The 24,371-nt window shown below is 37.1% G+C and carries 22 protein-coding genes; 14 read left to right on the top strand and 8 right to left on the bottom strand.

Translation table 11 applies throughout. The annotated features are described in order from the left end of the window. Positions 1 to 4: 4 nt before the first annotated feature. Complete coding sequence (locus tag C7H19_RS05340; protein WP_106455854.1) at positions 5 to 1,231, bottom strand: ATP-grasp domain-containing protein; 1,227 nt, start codon at positions 1,229 to 1,231, stop codon at positions 5 to 7. Between the two features lie 7 nt (positions 1,232 to 1,238). Beyond that, complete coding sequence (locus tag C7H19_RS05345; RefSeq protein WP_106455855.1) at positions 1,239 to 2,198, bottom strand: SDR family NAD(P)-dependent oxidoreductase; 960 nt, start codon at positions 2,196 to 2,198, stop codon at positions 1,239 to 1,241. On the opposite strand from C7H19_RS05345, the gene C7H19_RS05350 reads away from it, so the two are divergent. The 4 genes from C7H19_RS05350 to C7H19_RS05365 all read left to right on the top strand — a co-directional run bounded on the left by C7H19_RS05350 (position 2,197) and on the right by C7H19_RS05365 (position 5,077). Further along, entirely contained in the window at positions 2,197 to 3,798 is a 1,602-nt protein-coding gene (locus tag C7H19_RS05350; RefSeq protein WP_106455856.1) for a hypothetical protein, read from the top strand. The genes C7H19_RS05345 and C7H19_RS05350 overlap by 2 nt on opposite strands. 78 nt (positions 3,799 to 3,876) lie before the next feature. Beyond that, positions 3,877 to 4,236 carry an NAD(P)H-quinone oxidoreductase subunit M gene (gene ndhM / locus C7H19_RS05355; protein ID WP_106455857.1) on the top strand — a complete coding sequence of 120 codons (360 nt, stop codon included), beginning with the start codon at positions 3,877 to 3,879 and terminating at the stop codon, positions 4,234 to 4,236. 122 nt (positions 4,237 to 4,358) lie between these two features. Next, a complete protein-coding gene (locus C7H19_RS05360; protein WP_245927333.1) occupies positions 4,359 to 4,760 on the top strand; it encodes an element excision factor XisH family protein in 402 nt (133 codons plus the stop codon). Next, positions 4,748 to 5,077, top strand: a complete 330-nt coding sequence (locus tag C7H19_RS05365; protein WP_106455858.1) for a XisI protein — start codon at positions 4,748 to 4,750, stop codon at positions 5,075 to 5,077. Before C7H19_RS05360 ends, C7H19_RS05365 begins: the two co-directional genes overlap by 13 nt. A gap of 9 nt (positions 5,078 to 5,086) precedes the next feature. Here C7H19_RS05365 and C7H19_RS05370 read toward each other — a convergent pair whose 3' ends face one another. From C7H19_RS05370 to C7H19_RS05380, 3 genes are all read right to left on the bottom strand, one after another. After that, on the bottom strand, positions 5,087 to 5,371 hold the full coding sequence (locus C7H19_RS05370) for a DUF6464 family protein (protein ID WP_106455859.1): 285 nt from the start codon (positions 5,369 to 5,371) through the stop codon (positions 5,087 to 5,089). Positions 5,372 to 5,432: 61 nt separating this feature from the next. Next, positions 5,433 to 5,849 carry an adenosylmethionine decarboxylase gene (gene speD, locus C7H19_RS05375; RefSeq protein ID WP_106455860.1) on the bottom strand — a complete coding sequence of 139 codons (417 nt, stop codon included), beginning with the start codon at positions 5,847 to 5,849 and terminating at the stop codon, positions 5,433 to 5,435. 153 nt (positions 5,850 to 6,002) lie between these two features. After that, positions 6,003 to 6,992 carry a pentapeptide repeat-containing protein gene (locus C7H19_RS05380; protein WP_106455861.1) on the bottom strand — a complete coding sequence of 330 codons (990 nt, stop codon included), beginning with the start codon at positions 6,990 to 6,992 and terminating at the stop codon, positions 6,003 to 6,005. A gap of 745 nt (positions 6,993 to 7,737) precedes the next feature. On the opposite strand from C7H19_RS05380, the gene C7H19_RS05385 reads away from it, so the two are divergent. From C7H19_RS05385 to C7H19_RS05395, 3 genes are read left to right on the top strand one after another with little or no spacing between them, the layout of a single operon-like run. Further along, a complete protein-coding gene (locus C7H19_RS05385) occupies positions 7,738 to 8,289 on the top strand; it encodes a DUF3611 family protein (RefSeq protein WP_106455862.1) in 552 nt (183 codons plus the stop codon). A gap of 32 nt (positions 8,290 to 8,321) precedes the next feature. Continuing rightward, positions 8,322 to 8,660, top strand: coding sequence for a DUF565 domain-containing protein (locus C7H19_RS05390; protein ID WP_106455863.1), 339 nt, complete (start codon positions 8,322 to 8,324; stop codon positions 8,658 to 8,660). A gap of 6 nt (positions 8,661 to 8,666) precedes the next feature. Next, entirely contained in the window at positions 8,667 to 9,740 is a 1,074-nt protein-coding gene (locus tag C7H19_RS05395; protein ID WP_219907588.1) for a glycerate kinase, read from the top strand. Here the strand turns inward: C7H19_RS05395 and C7H19_RS05400 are convergent. After that, positions 9,728 to 10,693: a DNA polymerase III subunit delta' gene (locus C7H19_RS05400; RefSeq protein ID WP_106455864.1), complete on the bottom strand. Its 966-nt coding sequence runs from the start codon at positions 10,691 to 10,693 to the stop codon at positions 9,728 to 9,730. The genes C7H19_RS05395 and C7H19_RS05400 overlap by 13 nt on opposite strands. Before the next feature lie 38 nt (positions 10,694 to 10,731). On the opposite strand from C7H19_RS05400, the gene C7H19_RS05405 reads away from it, so the two are divergent. Then, positions 10,732 to 11,079 (top strand): hypothetical protein, encoded by a 348-nt coding sequence (locus C7H19_RS05405; protein ID WP_106455865.1) that lies wholly within the window; start codon positions 10,732 to 10,734, stop codon positions 11,077 to 11,079. A gap of 17 nt (positions 11,080 to 11,096) precedes the next feature. Here the strand turns inward: C7H19_RS05405 and C7H19_RS05410 are convergent, their stop codons facing one another. Together C7H19_RS05410 and asnS are read right to left on the bottom strand one after the other, a co-directional pair. After that, positions 11,097 to 11,801: a Uma2 family endonuclease gene (locus C7H19_RS05410; protein ID WP_106455866.1), complete on the bottom strand. Its 705-nt coding sequence runs from the start codon at positions 11,799 to 11,801 to the stop codon at positions 11,097 to 11,099. A 75-nt stretch (positions 11,802 to 11,876) separates the two neighbouring features. After that, complete coding sequence (gene asnS, locus C7H19_RS05415; protein WP_106455867.1) at positions 11,877 to 13,271, bottom strand: asparagine--tRNA ligase; 1,395 nt, start codon at positions 13,269 to 13,271, stop codon at positions 11,877 to 11,879. Between the two features lie 340 nt (positions 13,272 to 13,611). Between asnS and C7H19_RS05420 the strand changes: the two genes are divergently transcribed. The 6 genes from C7H19_RS05420 to C7H19_RS05445 all read left to right on the top strand — a co-directional run bounded on the left by C7H19_RS05420 (position 13,612) and on the right by C7H19_RS05445 (position 24,265). Further along, on the top strand, positions 13,612 to 15,192 hold the full coding sequence (locus tag C7H19_RS05420) for a TonB family protein (protein ID WP_181280537.1): 1,581 nt from the start codon (positions 13,612 to 13,614) through the stop codon (positions 15,190 to 15,192). Between the two features lie 53 nt (positions 15,193 to 15,245). Beyond that, a complete protein-coding gene (locus C7H19_RS05425; protein ID WP_245927323.1) occupies positions 15,246 to 16,289 on the top strand; it encodes a bifunctional heptose 7-phosphate kinase/heptose 1-phosphate adenyltransferase in 1,044 nt (347 codons plus the stop codon). 79 nt (positions 16,290 to 16,368) lie between these two features. Continuing rightward, complete coding sequence (locus tag C7H19_RS05430; RefSeq protein ID WP_219907595.1) at positions 16,369 to 16,914, top strand: DUF4126 domain-containing protein; 546 nt, start codon at positions 16,369 to 16,371, stop codon at positions 16,912 to 16,914. Between the two features lie 126 nt (positions 16,915 to 17,040). Beyond that, positions 17,041 to 18,780 carry an FHA domain-containing protein gene (locus tag C7H19_RS05435; RefSeq protein WP_281261715.1) on the top strand — a complete coding sequence of 580 codons (1,740 nt, stop codon included), beginning with the start codon at positions 17,041 to 17,043 and terminating at the stop codon, positions 18,778 to 18,780. A 95-nt stretch (positions 18,781 to 18,875) separates the two neighbouring features. After that, a complete protein-coding gene (locus tag C7H19_RS05440; protein WP_106455872.1) occupies positions 18,876 to 20,609 on the top strand; it encodes a peptide ABC transporter substrate-binding protein in 1,734 nt (577 codons plus the stop codon). A 323-nt stretch (positions 20,610 to 20,932) separates the two neighbouring features. Continuing rightward, positions 20,933 to 24,265 (top strand): beta strand repeat-containing protein, encoded by a 3,333-nt coding sequence (locus C7H19_RS05445; RefSeq protein WP_106455873.1) that lies wholly within the window; start codon positions 20,933 to 20,935, stop codon positions 24,263 to 24,265. The last annotated feature ends 106 nt before the right edge of the window (positions 24,266 to 24,371 follow it).

Raw genomic sequence — 24,371 nt, forward strand, 5'->3', positions numbered from 1 at the left:
CCTTTTATTTTTTCGCATTGGCGATCGCTTGATTAACGGCTTCATCGCTTGACTCCTGCCAATGAATGCCCAAAAGCATCAATTTTTCTTGATAAATGGTGCGATCACTTTCGTCCATTAAATAGAGAACTAACTGAGGATTTCGGTTAGTTTGAGAGGGATTAGATTTAGATGTTCTTTCTTGAGTTAAGGCGGCGATTTTAGTTCCTCTAAGTGTTCGATCTTCTCCTGGGTTTCGTAGTTCATCTTTGTGTAATCCCGAAAATTGATGAGCGAGCGTTTGAGTGACAATTTGTCCAATAAATGAACTTCCTAAAATATTAACTAAAATGACTTTAATATCTGAATTTTTGAAGATTGTCTTTAAACCCAGTTTTAATTGTTCTTCAAAAGAAAAATGAAGATTATTTTCATTGAGAATTAGGCAACAGGAAGGTTTACCCTGTTCTTGAATCAAAAGATCCCAAGTATTTAAAGCCAAACCAAAACTATTACAAATTATGGCAATATTTCCCGATTTCGGTTTAGGAAAAAGCCAAGTTAAATCAGACGTTTGTGTTGATGAATTATCTTTTATTGCAATCAGTTTTAATACATCAGGATGACGACTCAGGGCTTGATCATTTATCGTAATTTTGCCATCTAAAGCCATAACTTGACCATCTGCACTAATTCCTAAAGGATTAATTTCTATAACATTTAAATCTTTAGTCACAAACAAATCATACATTTTTTCTAAAATGACACTGACGGATTGTAACAATGTTCCTTGAAGACCCATTTTAACGGCTAGTTTTCGGGCGTGGAAGGGTGAAAACTGATCATCTATAATCACTTTGTGGGTATTTTGCAGCAAGGTTTCAACATCTATGCCCCCTTTAATTGAACCAAGTAAAACGGGTTTTTGCAATTGATAATCTAAAACCACTGCCAAAAAAAATTCTTCTTTTGCACTATATCGCGCTTCGGCTAACAAAACTTCAGGAAATTCGCCGCCAATAGGTAAACTAAAAATAGCATGAGCGGCCGCGATCGCATCAATTGTATTTTCCGCAAATCTAACTCCTCCTGCTTTTCCTCTTCCTCCAGCGCGAACCTGAGATTTTAAGACAACTGGATAAGGAATTTGTAGACGTTTGAGTTGACTTGGATTAGCGATCGCCTGTGAGGGTAAAATAGGAATGCCCACTTGATTAAATAATTCTTTAGCTTGATACTCCAATAATTCCATACTTAACTTATTCCTTATTTGTAGACATTTTCCACTCTTTTTCGACTTGATCTATCCCATAAAAACGTTTCCAAAAAGCATCAGTTACCCAGGTCGGCATTACTTTCGTCATTAGTGGAACAAATATACTAGCACCTGTAGCGGCATAATATCGAGGACGGGGACGCGGATCATTTAAAGCTTTGATAATCACTTTTGCAACTTTTTCGGGTGTCCAACCGATTAATTTTAATTGTTGATCGATCGCTGCTAATTTTTCAAAAGCGGGGCGATAAATAGAGGACACGGGTCTATCTTTATACGCTAAATCATCAAATGTCCGCGATCTGTCGTAGTCTGGAATCATTTGTTGAATTTTGTTACCTGCTACCTGAAAAAATTCTGTAATGACTGGTCCTGGTTCGACGACACTTACTTTGATATTAAACCCTTTTAATTCCATCCTCAGCACATCACTAAAGGCTTCTAGAGCGAATTTAGAGGAACTGTATAACCCCCCCGCAGGAAACGCCATCCGCCCGCCTAGAGAGCTAATATTAACGATTCTGCCCCCGCCTTGATTACGCATAATCGGAATTAGGGTTTGCGCTAGAATCAAAGGAGCAAAAAAATTAACATTAAATTGTTCTTTTGCTGCCGTTAAAGACGTTAGTTCGATCGGCCCCATTTGCCCATAACCAGCGTTATTGACTACAGCATCGACTCTGCCCCATTTTTCTAAGACTCCTCGACTTAAAGCCGCAACTTGTTCAGCATTAGTCATATCTGTGGTTATAACTAAAACATCGGCACCTGCAGTACGACACTCAGTGGCTATTTCTTCTAGTTTATCTTTTCGTCTAGCACTCAGGGCAAGACGCACACCAGGAAAGCGCGTAGCTAATGTTTGTGCTAAAGCGGTTCCAATACCTGCCGAAGCACCTGTAATTATAATGACTTGTTCTGATAGGTGAGGAGTATGATTCATGTTAGACACAACCCGTGATTCATTTGATTTCAAAGACTTGGAACGCCGTTTACAGCAACGTTTACAGGTGGAATTTCCCCAGATAGATTCATTACAGGTTAATTGTTTTTTCTCGGAAAAAACCTTTGTTATCTTAGTTCATTTACCTGAGCTTGTTACTCTCCCTACGAAGGATATACTCTTTCAGCTTAAACAAATTTTGTCTAATGAGGAATCTATCTCATCTTATCCGATGGAGTTGTATTTAAAGGTCAACGATCGCGGATCACTTGCACCTGTCGCCTCATCTCATCTTCCCACTTTCTCGCTTAAATCTCAAAAATCTTTAGGGATAGGTTTAAAGATAGGTTTAGGAATATTTTTATTTTTAGGTGGGTTGTATGGGTTGTCTCGTCCCTGTGTTGTGGGTTCAAGTTGTGCTAATCTAACTCAAGCTAAAACAAATGCCCAAAATGCGGTAAATTCTGTCAGTATATCGGCTTCGTTGCCAGATATCCAACAATCGAAACAACAGTTAGACGAATCTCTTAATTTACTTCAAGATATTCCTTATTGGTCGAGATATCATGAGCAAGCGTCACAACTGATCAAGATTTATCAACAACAATCTCAAGATTTAGAAAATTTATCCCAAGCCTTAAATTATGCGACAAAAGCCGTATCTTTGGCTAATCCTCCCCTTTCTATCCCACAATGGCAAACCGTTCAAAACCATTGGAAACAGGCTATCTCGTTTTTAAAAAAATTATCCGTATCGAGTCCTTATTATTTTTATACTCAACTCAAACTTAGACAGTATCAGGGAAATTTAACCCTGATTGAACAACGAATGAACGCCGAAACGCAAGCAAGCGATCGCCTCAAATCGGCACAAGAAACGGCGCAAATTGCTCTTGTTCGTCAAAAAAACGCCCAATCTCTTGATGATTGGAAGTTAGTCGAAGCTACTTGGAAAACTGCAATTTCTAGCTTACAAAGTATTCCGTCGAGTACGGTTGCGACAAGAGAAGCGAAAAATTTGCTTAAAATTTATAATACTCAATTGGTTAATGCAACAGAACGCAAATCTAAAGAAGCAAATTCTAATAATTTATACACAAAATCCCTACAACAAGCCGAATTAGCGCAAAAATCGGCAGCATCACAACAATGGACATCTGCGGTTACGGCGTGGCGCAATGCTATTACTAATCTTAAACAAATTCCCGCTAATAGTTCTCAATATAATCAAGCACTACCTTTGATTACATCCTATCTTGTTTCTCTTAAACAAGCTGAAACAAATTTAACCTCGGCGGTTCAACTACAAAATATACGTCAAGATTTAGAAACAACTTGTAAAATTCCCCATAAAATCTGTGACTATCAAATTAGCCAAGCTATTATTAAAGTCAATTTAACTGAATCTTACGTTAAGCAGGTTTGGTACACCGCCGTACAAGCAAAAGCACAAACCAGCGTTCCTACTCAAGTTAGTTTACTTAATCATATCGCTAAATTAGAAAAAAGCTTACAGATTATTAGCGATCATGCACGCAAAAGAGTTGAGGTTTATAATCCTGAACAAAATATAATTGCAATTTATGAACCAACACAATAGATAGACTTGAATTATCCTTTTCTGACCAAAGCGTGTCAAAATCTAGAAGAGTAACTTAGACCAAAACAAGAATTATCCATGCTGTTAAAGTCTACTACCCGTCATATTCGTATTTATACTGCCGAAGTTGAAGGCAATCAATTAGTCGAGAGTGATAAGGTTCTTACTCTTGATGTTGATCCTGATAACGAATTTATTTGGGATGAAGTCGATTTACAAAAAGTTTATCGTAAGTTCGATGAATTAGTCGAATCTTATAGCGGAGAAGAATTAACCGAATATAATCTACGTCGGATTGGTTCTGATTTAGAACATTTTATCCGGTCTTTGCTCCAAAAAGGCGAAATTAGTTATAACCTTGATAGTCGAGTCACTAACTATAGTATGGGACTTCCTCGAATTGATAGTCCCGATAGTCAAGGTAAATATATGCTTTAAATACTTTTGGGTAGTGGACAGTAATTATTTTTACTGTTCACTTAACTTAAATTATAATGTCATATATCGGGTTAGTCTATAAATCAGCCTTTTAATTCTGTTTTACTGTGTCTCTCTAAGATATTTTTCATCAAGCTGTACGTCTAGCATTAGAAAAAGATGGTTGGAGTATTACTCACGATCCATTTCATATTAAGGTTGATGATATAGAGTTTTTTATAGATATAGGTGCCGAAAGAATTTTAGCTGCTCAAAAAGCCGGGCAAAAAATAGCTATAGAGATTAAGTCTTTTCTCGGTTCGTCTGAAGTGACTGATTTTCATTTAGCACTTGGCCAAACTTTAAATTATCGGTTAGCTTTAAAAAAAGTTGCACCTGAGCGAATTCTCTATTTAGCTATTACTAAAGATACTTATGAAGATTTTTTCTCTCGTCAGTTTATTCAAAATTCTATACAAGAATATCAAATTAATCTTTTAATTTTTGATTCTTTGAAAGAAGAGATAGTCTTATGGAAAGAGTAAATTATTCGGAAATTATACAAGAAATTCTCAAACGGCATTCTTATAATGATTTAGATAATGGAACAGAAGTTCAATTAATTTTTGATAAAGAAAATCATCATTATCAAGTTATTCATTTAGGATGGCAAGAACAACGAAGAGTTTACGGATGTATAGTTCATGTTGATCTTAAAAATGAAAAAATTTGGATTCAAAGAGATGGTACTGAAATAGGTATTGCTAATGAATTAGTTGCTGCTGGTGTTCCTAAACATGACATTGTTTTAGGTTTTCAAGCACCTTATAAGCGCAAATTTACTGATTTTGCTTTTGGATAATCAGGATTTTTATCTCGCTTCGTAATGTAAACAGCCTTCACAAGGACCACTCGGATTAATTGCACAGCGCAAATGAGGCGATCGCGCATTATAGCGACAATTTATCTCACCAATAAAAAACCTACTTTCTTGGGGAATTTCTAAAAAATCGCTTACTATTGCTATTTGGTAAACAGGTTCAGTCCGAATTCGTCTCATTCTCGCTTGAAATCTTCGTTTATATTGTCGAATTATTTCAAGACCCAATAGAGAAGGAATTAAAGCTAGGACAAAGATGATAATTATCCTAATCACACTGTTTGGGGGCAATAATAAGCGATTTTTCTTCGATTTCTGTCGCTAAGATCAAGAATACTTATGCTACTCCTGCGACTTCTTTTAATGCTTTAGCGGAAAAAGTCTCTAAATGTCCGTTAGCATCAACACTAGAGGGATATCCTCTTGTTAATTCGGTCATGCTGTGATTTCCAGCTTTAAGCGCTTTAACGACAATTTTCATGGCTTCTTCGGGTTTTCCACGACCACAGAAAAAGATATCCGCAGCAAAGTAGCCCAGTTCTGGCCAAGTATGAATTGCAATATGAGATTCCGATAATGTTGCTGTCGCGGTCACTCCGTGAGGACTGAACTGGTGGACGCACAAATCGATTAACGTTGCTTCACCTGCGGTAATCCCTTCCAAAAGCGCTTGACGAATTCGGTCTGCATCGTTTAAAAGATCAGCAGGGGCGTTCCAAGCATCGACAATCAAATGGGTTCCCAGTTTGGTCATTTTTTCTCTTTTACTCCACAGCTATTTTATTCACAAGACTTCTAATCATAGCATAATTTACCTAGCAACTCAATAGCTAAGGTAAAGAATTTATTAAGCTGTGTTTAAGTCGTCATCTGTTGATCGCACTTTCTGTGACAAATGGCAATTAATTTAGCCCCGACTACCATTGGGCATAATGGTTTCTTCTAGAGAAGCAGTTAATAGATTAGTTTCGGCTAAAATGGCACCAATTAGGTTAGCTTGATTGAGATTTGCCTTTTTTAAATTAGCTCCCGTTAAATGAGTCAGTAATAATCCCGCTTGGCTCAAATTAGCTTCAGATAAGTCCGCTTCAGATAAGTTAGCATTAACTAAGTTACACCCAGTCAAATTGGCTAAGGTTAAATTAGCGCGTTGCAGATTGGCTTTACTCAATTCCGCGCCTTCTAAGTTGGTTTCACTGAGATTGGCGGCGGTTAAATCTGCATTCCCCAAGTTTGCTCCCTCTAAGTTCGCGCCTTTTAGATTAGCTCCTCTAAGATTCACCTGACGTAAATCTGCATATCTAAGATCAGCCCCTTGAAGATTTGTTTCTTGTAAATTTGCTCGATAAAGATAAGCTTTGATCAGACTTGCTTTTTTGAGATTTGCTCCTGTAAGATTAGCGCTCGAAAGAATGGCACGATTTAAAATCCCTTGTTGTAAGTTAGCTTGAGTTAGTACCGCATGGGTTAAACTAACTCCTGTTAAATCGGCTTTTTCGAGGATAGCTTTGGATAATTGGGCAAAAACTAAGCTTGCACCGACTAAACAAGCATGGCTAAGATCAGCTTTTTTTAGATTGGTGTTACTTAAAATTGCACCGCTTAAATTCGCTTTGACTAAGATTGCTTCATTTAAGTTGGTATGAGTTAAGGTTGCTTCAATCAAGATCGCTTTACTTAAGTTAGCTTGTTTTAAATTAGCATTACTAAAATTAGCACTGATGAAAGTTCCTTGACTCAGGTTACTCTGTTGTAACTCGGCACGACTAAAATTAATTCGGTTTAGAGTGACTTTCTTAAAGTTGGCTCGATAGAGTTGGGCTTCTTGAAAGCTTCTTTGTCCTTGTTGGTATAACTGTAAAAGATAATTCGGGCTTAAAAGAGCATTGGTACTCATAAAAATGGTAATAATTCTGGAAAGTTTTTCCAGGGTTTATAATTGGCTTTTTTGGCAATAAACTTGATGGGATGGTAAACCAGTTAAGCTCTCGCTTAGACTGACTCAAGATATTGTGTGTTTATTTGGGTGAAATTGACTTGAGTTAGAAAATTAGGAGATTAAACCCGCGCTGACTAACTTTAATTAACAAGCCCAGATTCTAAAATCTCGCTTCACCGTCTTTAGGTGACAGTTTATCTATTTTCTTTTTTACTATCCCTGAATCTCTAAGAAGGCGCTCGCTACAAATGGCCACCTTTTAATAAACCTCGACCACTTTGCCAACCAGGTCTAGGCATTAAGTTTGCAAAATCTTGAGCGTCGGTTTTTCTGACCGAATCTATGGCGACTCCGATGGATTGCCTCGATAACATACAATTATGAAAAGCGATGACTTTGTGAGCTTTTAGTTAAAAATTTCCTGATGACTACATATATTTTTATCCCTAACACAACTAAGCATAAAAATTATGAAATGTCAATAGGTAAATTAGACTACTGCTATCCAGTTCATTGAAAATACTTTGATAAATTTATCATAATCATTTTGTGGGTGATTTGGCAACTAGAACAGGTTTAGTTTTTGCGCTAGAAAGTCCGTCGTTTTGCCATAATAATTTTAGTAGTCGAGTGTGCTGATGTCTAAGTTCATTAGAGTCATTTAATTGAGAACCTGCTTTTTAACTGTATCCCGTAATTTATTATGACTAGAGATTCTGATCTTTCCCCTTCTATTCCTCCATCGGTTCAAGCTGCATCGATCACGCTAAGACGTTGGGGACTTGGTAAATTTTGGACAGAATTTGTCCTTGGGATTATTTCTTGTGTTCCCGTTGGTGCAAGTGTACTGACGAGCCGCAACAGAACAGGTGGGGTAGGTAGTTTTTGGGCTGTCGGTGGGTTATTCGTTTTACTACTGAGTATTTATTTCGCGTGGCGTTATTTTAGTCTGGGAAAATCATTAAAAATTAAAGATTCTAGTGAACGTCCTAAACGAGTAGAAATACAGCAATTAATTAAACAAGGTTTAATTATTAACCTTGTTGGAATGTTTTTATCTCTTATTGGTACTCAATCTTCGGTCGGTGATGCTTTAATTAAATCATTTTCCCAAACTGGCTCAAATGTAGTTCAAGGTGGTTGTATTCTAAATTCTGCTAATATTTTTGATATTCAAGCTAATACAGCAATTTTTACCGTACATTTTATTGGGATTGCGATTTCTTTATGGCTTCTTAATCGTCTGACCAAATAAAATATTATTAGCTTTTATGGGCAGTTTAATATATGCAGCGCACACGCCTTAGTACTCTTGTTGATACGGCTGGAAATAGGATCACTGAATTTACAAATAATCCTTGGAGAAGAATTTCTTTAAGTATTATTAGTTTGTTTTTTGGCTTTTTTATTGGGGCTGCTGTTTCGACCATCGCTGGACAAAGGTCAATTTTAGATGTGATGGGGGCGGCTTTACTGGTGTTATTTTCTGAAATAATTAGCAGTTTATTTTATACTCGTAGATTCTTTAGTAGAATTCAACGCACTATATGGGTCGATTTATTGCAGTTCTTTAAAATTGGAGTGGTGTACAGTCTATTTCTCGAAGCCTTTAAACTGGGTTCATAAGAAAAAATGTTAGAGCAACAATCTCTGATTATTTTACAACGTTGGCGTAATGAACAGCGTTTTACTTCAGAAGACATTCGTCAACTTCTGCGGCTAGAATTCACTTCAAAACGAGCCGAAGCTTTTAATATTACTATATTTAATGGAGAACGAGAAATACGGCAACGAGCCAAGCTTTTTAGTTATTCTTGTGAGCAAGTTATTTCAATTTGTCAAGAATTGGGTTTTCAATCAGAAGACGAAATTTTAGAAACATTATGGATTTTGTGGATACCTTTAGCTTGTCAATTAGCTCAAAATAAAAATAATTTACAAAGACCTTTTATACAAGGTATTTTGGGAGGACAAGGCACAGGAAAAACAACACTAAGTCAAATTGTTTGTCTTTTATTAAGTTATTTGGGCTACCAAGCTATTGGTATTTCAATTGATGATTTTTATAAAACTTATGCAGAACGCCAAAAATTAAAAGCAAAAGATCCGCGTTTGGTTCGACGTGGGCCACCCGGAACACATGATATTAATTTAGCTCTTAAAACATTTAATCACATAAAAGAAGCATCACCTAAAGAACTGATTCCTATTCCACGTTTTAATAAGTCTTATCATCATGGTGAAGGAGATAGAATCGCCTCTCCAGAATTTGTTTATAATGTGGATATTGTTTTATTTGAAGGTTGGTTTGTTGGAGTTACTCCCGTTGAAAAAGAGATTTTTAATCAGTCACTTTCTCCTGAAATTGCCGAGGTTATTACTCTAAAACATATCCAGTTTGCAAGAGATAGTCGCCGTCGTTTAAAGGACTATTTACCTCTTTGGAAAAATTTAGATAGTTTGATTGTATTATCTCCTCAAGATTATCGATGGAGTATTACTTGGCGTACTGAAGCAGAACATAAAATGATCGCATCGGGAAAAACGGGAATGAGTGATCATGATCTTAAAGAATTTGTTTACTATTTTTGGAGATCGCTACACCCTGAACTTTATATTAAACCTCTCATTCGAGATCCTAAATTTGTTGATTTAGTTATCGAAATCGATCAGAATCACCGTCCATTTTCGATTCAAAAACCTTGACATAAATTCAATAATGTGCATTCCCAAACTAAGCGCGGTTGCACATAACTTAATAAACATTGACGGGCTTTTTCTAAAGTTTCTAGGATAGTTTGATTTTGAGATTGGTTCCAGTAGCATTGTTGTAAATAGTCTACTAACCATAATTGGGTTTCATTTTCTAATTCTTGAGATAGTTTTTTTGCGAGTTCTAAAACTTTAATGGGTGAGGTTGGTAAATGGGTTAATTGTTCTCGTAACTCAATAGGAATAGACTGTAAATAATGATAAGATGCGATCGCTTCTCCTGGGCTACCGGCTGCAAGTGCTAATAATTCGGGATAATTTAATATTTCTTCATATTTTTTGCTTGTTAAAATTTGTTTCATATTGTCTGATGAAAGCCGATAAAAAGGAATTCTCTGACAACGAGAAACTAAAGTCTGTAAAACTGCGTCTGTACTTGGAGTGAGCAAAATTAGTGTTGCTTTTCCCGGTTCTTCTAGGGTTTTTAGTAAAGCGTTGGCTGCTGCTTCTGTCATCGTTTGAGCATCTTCAATAATGATTACTAAACGCGATGACTCTAAAGGAGGACGACTTAAGAAATAAGTAATTTCTCTGACTTGTTCGATCCGTATTTGCGGGGGGGCTTTGCGTTTTAAACCGGCGGTTTCCGCTTCTTTTGCGGTTAAAAGTTGTCCTTGATGTTGATAAGTTGGTTGCACCCAAAGTAAGTCAGGATGGTTACTAGCGGCTTTTCGTTGTTGAGTTAAGGATGATTTTTCTTTTGATAAACCGAAACTTAATAAAGCGTTACAGAAACATAAGGCAGCGATGGAACGTCCTATCCCACTAGCACCCACAAATAAATAAGCTGGAGCAATGCGATCGTGTTGAATAGCTTGTTGTAAAAGTTCGATTGCTTGTGGTTGTCCAATTAATTCTGACCAATTGATCGGAACATTAGTTATCATAAAATTATAGTTTGGAATTATTAGCAAACTTTTTAATTATGGCTCGATATATCTGCTCTTACTTAGCTAAAGCTCCTCTTGAAGAATTAAAACCCGCCTTGGGTGAAGTCTTAAAATTTTGTAACTTTGATATTATTTATCACACAATTGATTATATAATGGCGAGGGAAACACCGGGTAAAGTTTTATTTTCTAAATTAGTCACTGTAGAAGTTCTCATTGATAGCACAACCGCAACAAATCAAGGAATTCAAGTTAATTTAGTCGTCAAAAATGATGAACTTCCTTTACAAAATAATAATCATTGTCGTCAACTTTTTGAGCGATTACAACAGACTTTAGCGCAAGATCATCAATGGAAATTAGTCGCTAATGTTCCCACATAGATTATTTAAGCAAGAATTTAAAAATCTGATAAATCAATTCCCATTTCTTGTAGTTTCTGAGCGAGTCGAAGCGATCGCTCTCTTTGGGATTCTAACTCAGATTGGGCTTGTAAGGCGGCTTCAGTTGGAGTAGGAATTAACTGTCCTTGGGCTGTAAATAGGCGTAGTTTTGCGTCTTGAATTCCTAAATATAATTCTAGTTGCTGACTCCATAACCAGCCAGAAGAATTGGGTTGTAAGGGCTGATATTGACCATCTAATAGATGAAACCCTTGAAATTCGAGACTTTCGGGATCGAACCAAAAATAGTCGGGTGTACGAAAGATATTTTGATAGATTTCTTTTTTTAATCCTCTATCTGTTTTAGCTGTTTTGTCTGAGAGAATTTCAACAATAACATTAGGATATTTCCCCTCTTCTTCCCAAACAACCCAACTTTTACGGGGTTTGCGTTCGGTTCCTAAAACAACGAAAAAATCTGGCCCGCGAAATTGCTCGGATTTGCGCTGACGAGGACTATAGTAAACAGTAAGATTACCACAAGCATAGAAGTCTTGGCGATCGTGCCATACCCATTCTAAGCATTGCAACAGTAGCATAATTTGCCGTAGATGTAGTTTAGTTTCCAAGGGTGGTTCATCACTATATAAGTCACTAGGTGGAAAAATTACATCTTCATCTAAGATGCTTTCGGAGATTTCTAAATCTTGAGTTAAAGACATGGCATCACAGAAAAAAGAGTTTAAATTAATACTAGCGTACTCTTATTAAATTGAATTAGATCGAAATTAAAACCATTAAAATTCGGCACTTTGGGGAGTACGAGGAAAAGGAATAACATCTCGAATATTACCCATTCCCGTCATAAACTGTACGACTCTTTCAAACCCTAAACCGAAACCCGCATGAGGAACCGTACCAAAACGCCGTAAGTCTAAATACCACCATAAATCATCGGGTATCATTCCCTGTTCGATGATACGACGTTCTAAAACTTCTAAGCGTTCTTCCCGTTGTGAACCGCCGATAATTTCGCCAATTTTCGGGGCTAAAACGTCCATTGCAGCGACTGTTTTATCATCATCATTGAGACGCATATAAAACGCTTTGATGGTTTTTGGATAGTTAGTCACAATGAGGGGTTTTTTAAAATGTTCTTCGGCTAAATAGCGTTCGTGTTCCGATTGTAGATCAACGCCCCATTCTACAGGATACTCGAAAGTCTTGCCGCATTTTTCCAGAAGTGCGATCGCTTCTGTATAAGTAATGCGTCCAAACTCATTATTAATGATATTTTCGGCTGTCGCTAAAACTGTATTATCGATGCGATCGTTAAAAAATTCCATATCTTCGGGACACTTTTCCAGAACCGTCTTAAAAATGTGCTTGAGGAACGCTTCTGCGAGGTTCTGATCCCCTTCTAAGTCACAAAATGCCATTTCAGGTTCAACCATCCAAAACTCTGCCAAATGGCGAGAAGTATTCGAGTTTTCGGCGCGAAAAGTTGGGCCAAACGTATAAACATTTTGAAAAGCCATCGCCATTACTTCCGCTTCTAGTTGCCCACTGACGGTTAAATAAGCGTGTTTGGCAAAAAAATCTTGAGAATAATCGATCGTTTGATCTTCTTTTTTGCGGGGAATATTGTTTAAATTAAAGTTAGTGACCGTAAATAACTCGCCTGCTCCCTCACAGTCATTGGCGGTAATAATCGGAGTATGAACCCAGATAAAACCGCGTTCTTGATAAAATTGGTGAATTGCCGCAGCGCAAGCATTCCGAACCCGCATCACCGCGCCGAGTGTATTCGTTCGACAGCGTAAATGACCGATATTACGCAAAAATTCAAAAGAATGACGTTTTTTTTGTAAAGGATAAGTTTGCGCGTCTGCTTCTCCGTATAGAGTAACATTTGATGCTTTTAATTCGATGCGTTGCCCTTTTCCAACAGAAGAAACCAAAACCCCAGAAACTTGAACCGATGCACCTGTACCCAGTTGTTTAACAAGAGTGCCATAATTGGGGATACTGGGTTCTAGGATCACTTGTAGACTAGCCAAAGAAGACCCGTCATTCACTTCCATAAAAGTAAATTCTTTAAGTTCCCGTGTCGTTCTCACCCAACCTTGTATCGTCACGGTTTCATCGGGTTGACTGTTGCGTAAGATTTCGATAATTCGTGTGGCTGTCATGGGTTTGCTGTGTGGTGGATATTTTTTATGATAAACGTCTAGGGCAATTTAAAAAAATCCCTTATTATTGTAATGAGTTATGGCATTTAATTTTATCCTTTATAGTACAAAAATATTACCAAATAAAAATAATTTTTCAAGACAGACTTAAAGGAAAAGGTCACGAAACATCGTACTTTTAACAACTAAACTTCTACAATTAGGAAGTAACTTAAAACCCTGCTCAATTTCTATCGCCGTAAATGTTCAGATTACGTTAAAGCCTATGTCTTCCTTCTCTCTAGAGTCTAAGCCACAGAATATATCAAAAAAAATCTTAAATCCTGATAGTTTTTCGATATTGACCTCTATTGGACTGCATCTATTGATTTTGGGCGGAATCTTACCCAGTTTATGGCAAATTTCCTCAAATACAAAGCCTACTGACGAGCAGCGTACCGTCGGCGTAATTGACTTGAATCCCATCGAACAATCTCGTTTACCAAATCTTACCCCTACACCAGAACTGCCCGCCGTTCCAAATAATCCGAATAATCAATCTTTTGATAGTTCTGCTATTCCTGATTTATCTTCCCTTAATCCAGCCAATCCGCCTTTATCTTCCGTCCCTTCATTACCTTCCTTACCTTCATTACCATCCTTACCCCCACTACCGCCCATTTCTTCAGGTTCTTATTCTCCTTCTTTTGCTTCGCCTTCTATTGGGGTCTATGCGCCGCCAGTCCCTTCGATTAGAATACCCCGAAATCAGTCGAATTTTCCACCTGCTCCCCCTTATTTACCACCACCACCAGATAATTCTAATTTAGAAGTAGCCAAACCTAGAACAATTACAAAACCTCAATTTGATCCTTTTAGAGATACACTAGATCTCGAAAACATAAGACGAGCGCCGATTAACGCTTCAACTGAAGAACAACTTCGCAATCAACAAGAACGCAATCAAGAAGAACAAGGATTATCGTCTCAAAGGGAAACAGCCACCTTACCCCAAAATACTACTATAGCAACAAGTCCAGATCAAATCGCTCTAGCTGCAGAACGTCGGCGCAGATTACTCAATGAAGTTTTAGAAGGTTCAGCGAGTGTACAGCCAGATTCAAGTAATACAACTAATGAAGAAGCCCGTAAAAATTATATTACTTGGCTCAACAAAGTCAAAGAAGCTCAACCCGAAGCCCTTTATGTGTCGGGAACTTATCCTTGGGCAGCTTGTTCGAGAAAAATAGAAGGAACGAGTGTCTATGGAGTATCCGTAAACCCTCAAGGAATCATCACAGGAACGCCCTATCTACTCAAAAGCGCAGGGTATCCATTACTTAATCAAAAAGCCTTTCAAACCGTTAGAGGCATGAGCTTTCAAAATACCTCCGGTCAAATAAAATCTTATCGCGTTGCGGTCGGCTATAAATATGACCCTAACGTTTGTCCCGCTAACCGACAACCCATCGAGCAAAATCCGCCCGTAGAAACCCGTGTTAATCCTCCACAAACTCCCGTTTTAGAAGCTCCTAAACCGCAAGTATCTCCCCAACCTCAAAATCAAAGCCCAAGCCCTGCAACACCTCCTCAAACGCCTGTTAACCCCACGCCAGAGAACGTTCGTGTAGCACCTCCAGCCCCGCCAAAACCCGAAATCATTCCACAAACTCCCGCTAAACCCCCAGAAGATAATCTAATTAATACACCTTCTGGCAATCCTAAACCCGAAAATACCGTCCCACAAGCCCCCGCTAATCCTCCAGAAAATCAACCAGAACAACCCGTTATTCAACTCCCTGTAACCCCTCCGCAACCTCAACCATCTGTAGAACCACCAAGCCCACCTACGAGCAAAAAACCCGATATTGAGCCGCCCAGTCCACCTACAAGCAAAAAGCCAGAACCACCTTTAGCCGAAACACTTAAACCCGATAATTAAGGCAACAAAGACCCTAAAAAAACGTCTTTTTCTAGTATTGGGCTTATTCAATAATGATGGTTAAACATTCGGCTTTTTTCTTGGAACTCCTAGCAAATGCGGATCGACTATTTGATTTATTAAATCAGTTTGAAACCGTTAATGTTTTAGTTATTGGTGACTTAACCTTAGATGAGTTTTTAACTGGACAAGTCGAACGCATTTCTCGTGAAGCACCTGTATTAATTTTGCGCCATGAATTCACGCGTCAAATTCCGGGTGGTGGAGCAAATGCGGTCTATAATTTGGCAAAATTAGGGGCTAAGGTGAAAGTTGCGGGGATGATTGGCTCAGATGCTCAAGGAAACGCATTAAAACAAATTTTTACCGATGCGGGAATTATTACACATGGGATTATTATAGACGACGATCGCCCTACAGTTACTAAAACTCGAATTGCAGGTCATGCGCGACAGTCGGTGACACAACAAATTGTAAGAGTCGATCGCAAATCCGATGATCTGCCCACTACTGAACTACAATCAAAATTGGCAGACTATATCCAACAGCAAATTAATACAGTAGATGCCGTCGTTTGTTCTGATTATGGGGATGGCGTTTTTACTCAAACTGTGATTCAATCCGCATTAAAACACCCACAAGTCATCGTCGATACACAAAAAGATTTATTCCGTTTTGCCGGTGCGACTCTTTTTACTCCTAATTTACCAGAAGCTGAACAAGCTGTCGGATATTCCATTAAAGACGAAACCACTCTACAACAAGCAGGAAAAGATTTACTTAAACTTACCCAAGCTAAACAAATGTTAATCACTCGTGGCGAACAAGGAATGAGTTTATTTCAAATGGTCGGAGATAATGTAGAATCTTGGCATATTCCAGCCTTTAATCGGACTGATGTTTATGATGTAACAGGGGCAGGTGATACCGTAGTTGCCGCTTTAACCCTCGCCTTGTGTTGTGGGGGGACTTTTTGGGAAGCCGCCGTACTGGGAAATTTAGCAGCAAGTCTCGTCATTCGTCAATTTGGAACCGCAACAACCTCAGTTTCAGAAATTAAAACAACCTTAAAACTTCTTTTAGAAGATGGCGTGTAAATCGAATAATCTGGGTAAACTAACAAAATAGCGATCGATATTTTGTCACCTTATCCCTTCCTCTTCACATTCTATGGTCATTGTCACTGGAATTTTAGCAGTATTATCGGCTGCTGCGGCTGCTGGAATTAGAATAGCTCTGCCTCTTTTGATGATTGGGATGAGTCAGAATGAATTATGGTTTAAAGTTCCTTTGCTGTCTCGTTTCGATCCTCAAGTTTTAGTTGCTATCTTAATTAGTTGGTCATTATTTGAACTTTTTGGCTCAAAAAATTTATTAGGACAACGAGTCTTACAATTAATTCAATTGATTTTTAGTCCTTTGGTTGGTGCGCTGATGAGTCTCACCATTGCTAATATAATCGAATTTCCTGTCCAACTGCTATGGATTATAGCAATTGTCGGCGGTAGTCTAGCTTTTGTGATTCAATTAGTCCAAGTCGGCTGGTTTTTTCGTTTACGCGGGATTCCCATATGGGCTACTTTTATGAATGAGATTCTCTGCATTATATTAGTCATATTATCGCTAAAATCTCCCGAAAAGGGGGGTTTAATTGCTTTACTCTTATTATGGCTCGTAATTCGGAGTGCTGGCGCGTGGCGATGCGGATACACCTACCAATAATCTGGGTTTGATAGACTGCTTATAGGCAATCTAACTAAACTAGAAGCTACTCTTGTAAACGAAGATTTTGGCAATAGTCTTAGACAGCAGACTTCTTACACACTTTCTGTTGATGAAAAAATAATTATCGGGCGAGATCCATCTCAGTGTAAGATTTTGATTCCAGACGATCGCACTTTAGTTTCTGGGCGACATCTTGAAATCGAACCGATACAAGAGGAAAATACCCCTAAATGGCTTCTTTGTGACATGAGTCGTCATGGGACTTATCTTAACGGAAATCGGCTTAATGAATGCCAAATTTTGCAAGATGGCGATCGTATTACTCTCGGTGAAGCAAAACTGACTCCTAAAAGCGCACAATTTACCTTTAATTATTCCTCCCAAGTAACTCTAAAAAAAGAGTTAGTCAGTCCTTTAAGTGATTGTGATATTTTTTGTTTATTACTCGCAGGAGAACAGAGTTTAAGTGACGATGAGCGATGGTTACTCACCGCAGCAACCCAAGCAGAAATTACTCACATCATAATTATCTTAGAAATTTCCTCAGCCGATGTCGCAGTAGCAAAAAAAATAGAAGTTTTGGCTAATGAGTTAGAAACATGGTTTAAAGAGCAATATTTAGGTATTTCTGTGGAAATAGTAGCTTTGCTCTTACAACCTTTTTTAGTCAATACTGAAGTTAAGGAAATTGAATCTTATTTCCAAAAGTCATTAGACAAGATGACTAAATCTTTAGAAACTTTAGTCAAACGTAAACCCGAAGATCTACTAACTCAACGTCTAACGGCTCGTTTTCAGTTTCAGTTAACCAAAATCGAACAACTTTTAGAAAAGAAAAAAGCGACATTTTTTAAGGAAATTGGCTCAACAGAATCCGACACTCAAGAATTGAGCAAAGATGAACTAAAAGAACGGCTTAAAAAAGCTTGTAAAGACGCAGATACGGAAAGAGATAAATTTTTTAAACGGGTTAAAACAGAACTAAATCAATCAAAAGCTTCTCTTTTAGATGAATTTAATCGAGTTAGTTTGATTACTCAAATTAAGCAATTTGTGACTAACTTGGAACCGACACCAACTTATGCAGATGGATATTGTGAACTAAAATTACAATTAAGCAATCATCCCCAAAAAAATAGTGTTGCTTTGGCTGCGATTTCCTTATGCAGAGAGGAGTTAGAGCGATGGTCTATTACTCAATGGGAAGGTATTTGTTATCATTATGGTAAGGGAGGTTTACAAGGTTTACATCAAACAATTCATGACAGACTTAACGGTATTTCATCACTAAAATTTAATAAATCTTTATTTGAGTTTTCCCAATCTATTAACTTTCAGTCTATTTTACATACTTCCGTAGTAATCGAAGAAATAGAAACGAAATATAAACAACCTAATATTATTGGCTATCTGTTTAAAAATTTAAGAGGTCAAATCATTTCAGTATTAGGAATGGTTGTAATTATTGGGGGTGCTTTTCTTCCTAAGAGTATTGATAAAAATAAATTAATTCCTCTCTTACTTTTACCGATTATTATTGCTACTTTTTTTGCTTATAAACAAGATAAAATAACTAGATTGGAAGAAGAAACAGAAAAAATAAAAGAGAGAATGATTAAATATTATGAATTATTTTCTAAAAAATTAGTTGATAACTTAATCGAAAAAATTAATCTAAAATTAGAAGAGCAAGAGCGAAAAATCAAAGAAATTTTAGAAACAGTAGACGAACAATATAAAGTTTATTTAGCTGAACTAGACAAAAAACAGCTAGAAGTAAAAAGTATTACAGAACAGTCTAAATTACAACAAAAAGCACTAGAAAAAGAAATAGCCGAATTACAAAAGCTCAAATCGATATGATTTATAAGGATTTGGTATTATTTGTTTAAAAACGCTATAATCTATAGAATCATTGATTATACTAATAAAAATACAATATTTTTTAAAAAAGATTAATGAAAATTAAAGCATTTAGATATTATTTTTGGTCATTTCTATTTCTTTTATCGATTGGTTTAACTTTTATTGTCGGTGCGTGTAATAATACTCAAACTTCTACAACTTCATCAAATAACGCGGAAGTTTTAAAGTTATTATATTGGCAAGCACCCACTATTTTAAATCCTCATTTATCGACAGGTTTTAAAGATGCAGAAGCTGGTAGAATTACCCTAGAACCTTTAGCAAGTTACAATGAAAAAGGAGAATTGATTCCATTTTTAGCCGCAGAAATTCCGACTTTAGAAAATGGTGGAATTGCTAAAGATGGAAAATCAGTAACTTGGCAGCTTAAAAAAAATATTAAATGGTCAGATGGAACGCCTTTTACAGCAAAAGATGTTGTTTTTACTTATCAGTTTATTAGTAACCCGAAAACGGGTTCAACGAATGCGGGAACCTATGAAATTATTAAAAGTGTAGAAGCAATTAATAATGAGACAATAAAAATTAATTTTAAAACCGTTAATCCTGCATGGTCATTAATTTTTGTTGGTAGTGAAGGTTTAATTTTACCCAATCATCTTTATCAAGATTTTAATGGCGAAAAAGCTAGACAAGCACCAACTAATTTATTACCTGTTGGAACTGGCCCCTATCGAGTTATTGAGTTTAAACCAGGAGATACCGTTACTTATGAAGCTAATCCTAATTTTAGAGATATAAATCAATTAGGTTTTAAACGGATTGAATTAAAAGGTGGTGGTGATGCAATTTCAGCCGCACGCTCTGTTTTACAAACTAATGAAGCAGATTACGCTTATAATTTACAAGTAGAAGCTTCTATTTTAAATGAATTAGAAAAAATAGGAAAAGGTCAATTAATTTCGAGTTTTGGTGCTTTGATGGAACGGGTTTTATTTAATTTATCTGATCCCAATAAAACTACCACAGAGGGTGAACGTTCTAGCTTAAAAAATCCTCATCCTTTTTTCTCTGATATTAAAGTACGGCAAGCCTTTTCTTTAGCAATAGATCGAGATACAATTGCTCAACAACTGTATGGTATTACGGGAAAAGCAACGGCTAATTTTTTAGTCAAACCAGAACAATTTTACTCACCTAATACTCGTTATGAATTTAATATAGAAAAAGCCAAAACACTTTTAGATGATGCTGGATGGAAAGATACAAATGGAAATGGAATTAGAGATAAAAATGGCGTAGAAATGCAAGTTGTTTTTCAAACTTCTGTTAACACATTACGTCAAAAAACGCAAGAAATTGTCAAACAAGGTTTACAATTAGTTGGTGTTGGAGTCGAGTTAAAAAGTGTCGATGCTGGTGTCTTTTTCTCCAGTGATCCTGCTAATAATGATACAGTCGAACATTTCTACGCAGATTTACAAATGTTTACGACTGGAAATAATAGCCCAGATCCATCAGATTACATGAAAACTCTTACCTGTTCTTCCATTCCCCAAAAATCGAATAATTGGTCTGGTGATAACTATTCTCGCTATTGTAATCCAGAATACGACAAACTTTGGCAACAATCGACACAAGAGTTAGATCCAGAAAAAAGAAGACAACTTTTTATTAAAATGAATGATCTTCTCGTCAATAACTTTATTGTAATTCCTTTGGTGCATCGTGCGGATGTCGCTGCAATTAGTAATAGTTTACAAGGGTTTGAATTATCTCCCTGGGAACGCAATACATGGTATATTAAAGACTGGAAACGCAAGTAGAGACGCGCCATGGCGCGTCTCTATCTCTTGCATGAATGATTGAAAAATGATATAAAACGACAAATCTTCTATTATTTTAATATTTCGATACAAATTTATTTAATAATTTGTAATGTTTGATTTGACAGATATTAAATATTTTTGATAATCTAGCAATAGATTAATTGTTAAATAGATGATTTTTCTTTAAATTAATGGTTTAAATTGTTTTTGACTAACTTTTAAATTCTGTAAAAATTAAGTTGAGATAAGTTTTATTAAATTTTGTAAATTTCTAATCTTAGCACTCCAACTCATAAACAAATTGAGGAAATTAAATCATCATGGCTAATACTAATCAGAATATAACCGATCGCACTTTATCCGAGTCATTGGCTTTCGATATTGTTATTTTAGCTAGTCCGACTAATGGAAACGATGCTTTAATTGGAACAATTAACGATGATATAATTGATGGATTAGCTGGTAACGACATTATTTTAGGCGGTGCAGGAAACGATACCCTTGATGGTGGTGAAGATCAAGATGTACTTTATGGCGAAGATGGTGACGATTATCTGTTGGGCGGCGCAGGAGATGATAGAAGAAATTATATTGGTTATTATGGTCTAAGAGGTGGCTTATATGGTGGTGCAGGAAACGACACCCTTGATGGCGGTGATGGCAATGATTATTTAGATCCTGGTGAAGGCATCGATCACGTGATTGGCGGTGCAGGGATCGATAGGGTCTACTTCGATTATAGCACAGAAACAAATTCTATCGCCATTACTTACACCGATATTAACAATGGTACTGTATCTAATGGTGAGACTTTTAAAGAAATCGAAGCGGTTAAACTGTATTCAGGCAGTGGCAATGATACGATTAATTTGAGTGCGACAAGCCGAAGTAACTATATATTGGGTGCCGGGGGTAATAATCTCATCATATCAGGCTCAGGCAACGATATTTTATTTAGCAGTGATGGCAATGATACTATTTTTGGTGGTGATGGCGATGATACGATTAATTCAGGTAAAGGAAATGACAGTGTGATCGGTGGCTCTGGGAATGACTATCTGTATCTGAGCTATTATTATGATACCCGACCCATTAGCATCAATTCTATTAGTAATAATAGTAACTCGATCAATATTACTGTTCAAGAAATCGAAGCGGTAACACTGTACTCAGGCAGTGGCGATGATACGATTAATTTAAGTGGGACAAGCAATAATAGCACAATATCGGGAGGCGAGGGAAACGATCACATCACCACAGGATCAGGTAACGATACCCTTTATGGTGACTATATTTATAACTTTAATAGCAATTATGGGAATGATACTCTTGATGGTGGTGATGGCAATGATCTTTTATACCCCAGTGGAGGTATTAACAGCGTAAACGGTGGTGCAGGGAATGATACACTTGAGCTTGACTATATCACCCAAACCCTACCTATCACGATAACTTACATTGATACTAATAATGGCACCGTCTCCACAGGTGATACTTTTAAAAATATTGAAGCAGTTAACCTAGAATCTGGCAATGGCAATGATACGATCAATTTGAGTATCACGAGTAGTGGTAGTAGAGTATCTGGAGGTGGAGGAAGCGATCGCATTACCACAGGCTCAGGTAATGATACTATTTATGGTAGTAGTGAATATTACTATAGCAATGATGGAAATGACACCCTTGATGGCGGTGATGGGAATGATCGTTTATACCCTGGTGATGGTATTAATAGTGTCAACGGTGGCGCTGGTGATGATACGATCGAGTTTGACTATAGCATTTTAACCAGTTCCATCACGATCACTTACACCGATATTAATAATGGTGGTACTGTCTCCACAGGCGATACGTTTCAAAATATCGAAGCTGTTATATTATATTCAGGCGAAGGTAATGATCGGATTAATTTAAGTGCAACCACCAGTGATAGTTATATAGATGGTGGTTTGGGAAACGATCGCATCATAACAGGATCAGGTAACGATACTATTTATGGTGATGTTTATTCATATGGTAACGATACCATTGATGGCGGTGATGGCAATGATATTTTATATCCAGGTAAAGGTGTTGATCGGGTAAACGGTGGTGCAGGAAATGATACTCTAAATCTTGACTACGAATATACAGGCAATCCAATTTCTATAACATACACCAATATTAATAATGGGACTAGCTCCACAGGTCTTACTTTTAGAAATATCGAAGCGGTTATCTTAGGTTTAGGAGATGAAAATGATACGATCAATTTGAGTGCAACCACCAGTGATAGCCAAGTCTACGGAAGAGGAGGCAACAATTACATTATCACAGGTTCAGGAAACGATACTCTTATTGGTGATGTTTATAATTCAGGAAACGATACTCTTGATGGCGGTGATGGGAATGATAATTTTAGTCCAGGTATCGGCAATGATAGCGTAAACGGTGGCGCTGGTGATGATACTTTATACATTGACTACGAGTTTTATTACATAACAAACCCCATTACCCTAACATACACTAATCCTAGCAATGGGACTAGCTCCACAGGTCTTACTTTTAAAAATATCGAAGCGATCGTTTTAGACTCAGGTAATGGCAATGATATCCTTAATTTGAGTGCAACAACCAGTGATAGTGAAGTCTCTGGAAGAGCAGGAAATGATTATATTATTCTAGGATCGGGAAACGATACTCTTTATGGTAGTGCTCTTTATAACTACTATAGCCCTGACGGTAATGATACCCTTGATGGTGGTGATGGCGATGATATTTTCTACCCTAGTGGTGGTATTGATAGTGTGATCGGTGGCTTGGGTAATGATACCATTCATATTGAATACTATTCGATTATCAGTCCCATTACGATAAACTACACCGATATTAATAATGGTACTGTCTCCACTGGTGATACTTTTAAAGAGATCGAATCGGTCATACTGTATTCAGGTAGTGGCAATGATAATATTGATTTAAGTGGGACGATCGGTGATAGCCAAATAGACGGAAGAGAAGGAAACGATCGTATTATTACAGGATCAGGTAATGATAGTCTTTTTGGTGCAACTGGTAATGATAGTCTTTTTGGTGGTGAAGGAAACGATATTTTAGCCGGTGGTTATTACTATGAGTTTGATGGTAACGATCTTTTAAATGGTGGTGCAGGAAACGATAGTCTTTATGGTAGTTATGGAAATGATACTCTTTATGGTGGTACAGGAAACGACATTTTAGATGGTGTAAACTCCTCAAATACAATAAACCCTGGCAAAGGCACAAAAGATTATTTATATTCAGGTCTAGGCAAAGATAAAATTATCCTCGCCGATAAGTATAATGTTTACTACGACGACGATGATCTTACCAGCGACGGTAGCAGCGACTACGCCACGATCTTCGGATTTAACCCAGAACAAGATACCATACAACTACGAGGAGCAAGTAGCCTTTATAGCCTCGCTATTACTGGTAATGATACTAACCTCTACCTTATCAAACCGGGTAGCGAACCCGACGAACTTATCGCCATTTTCCGCGACATCACATCAGGCATTGATTTAAGTTCAAGTACATTTACCTACGTTGGTTCTTTTAGTAGTCTTCCTCCTAGTGCCGCCATAGCATATAATGATATTTTTGTCAATAGTATTGCGGGTGATTTTTCCTAAATTTTAAATTCATAAATTATGTAGGGTATGGCACGACAAATCCAGTAAAAAAGAGGGTAAAAAGACCAAAATCCTACAATTCAAATCCTGTAACTAATAGGGTTTG

It is taken from the genome of Aphanothece hegewaldii CCALA 016 (genome assembly GCF_003007785.1).
GTDB classification, from domain to species: Bacteria; Cyanobacteriota; Cyanobacteriia; order Cyanobacteriales; family Microcystaceae; genus Chroococcus; species Chroococcus hegewaldii.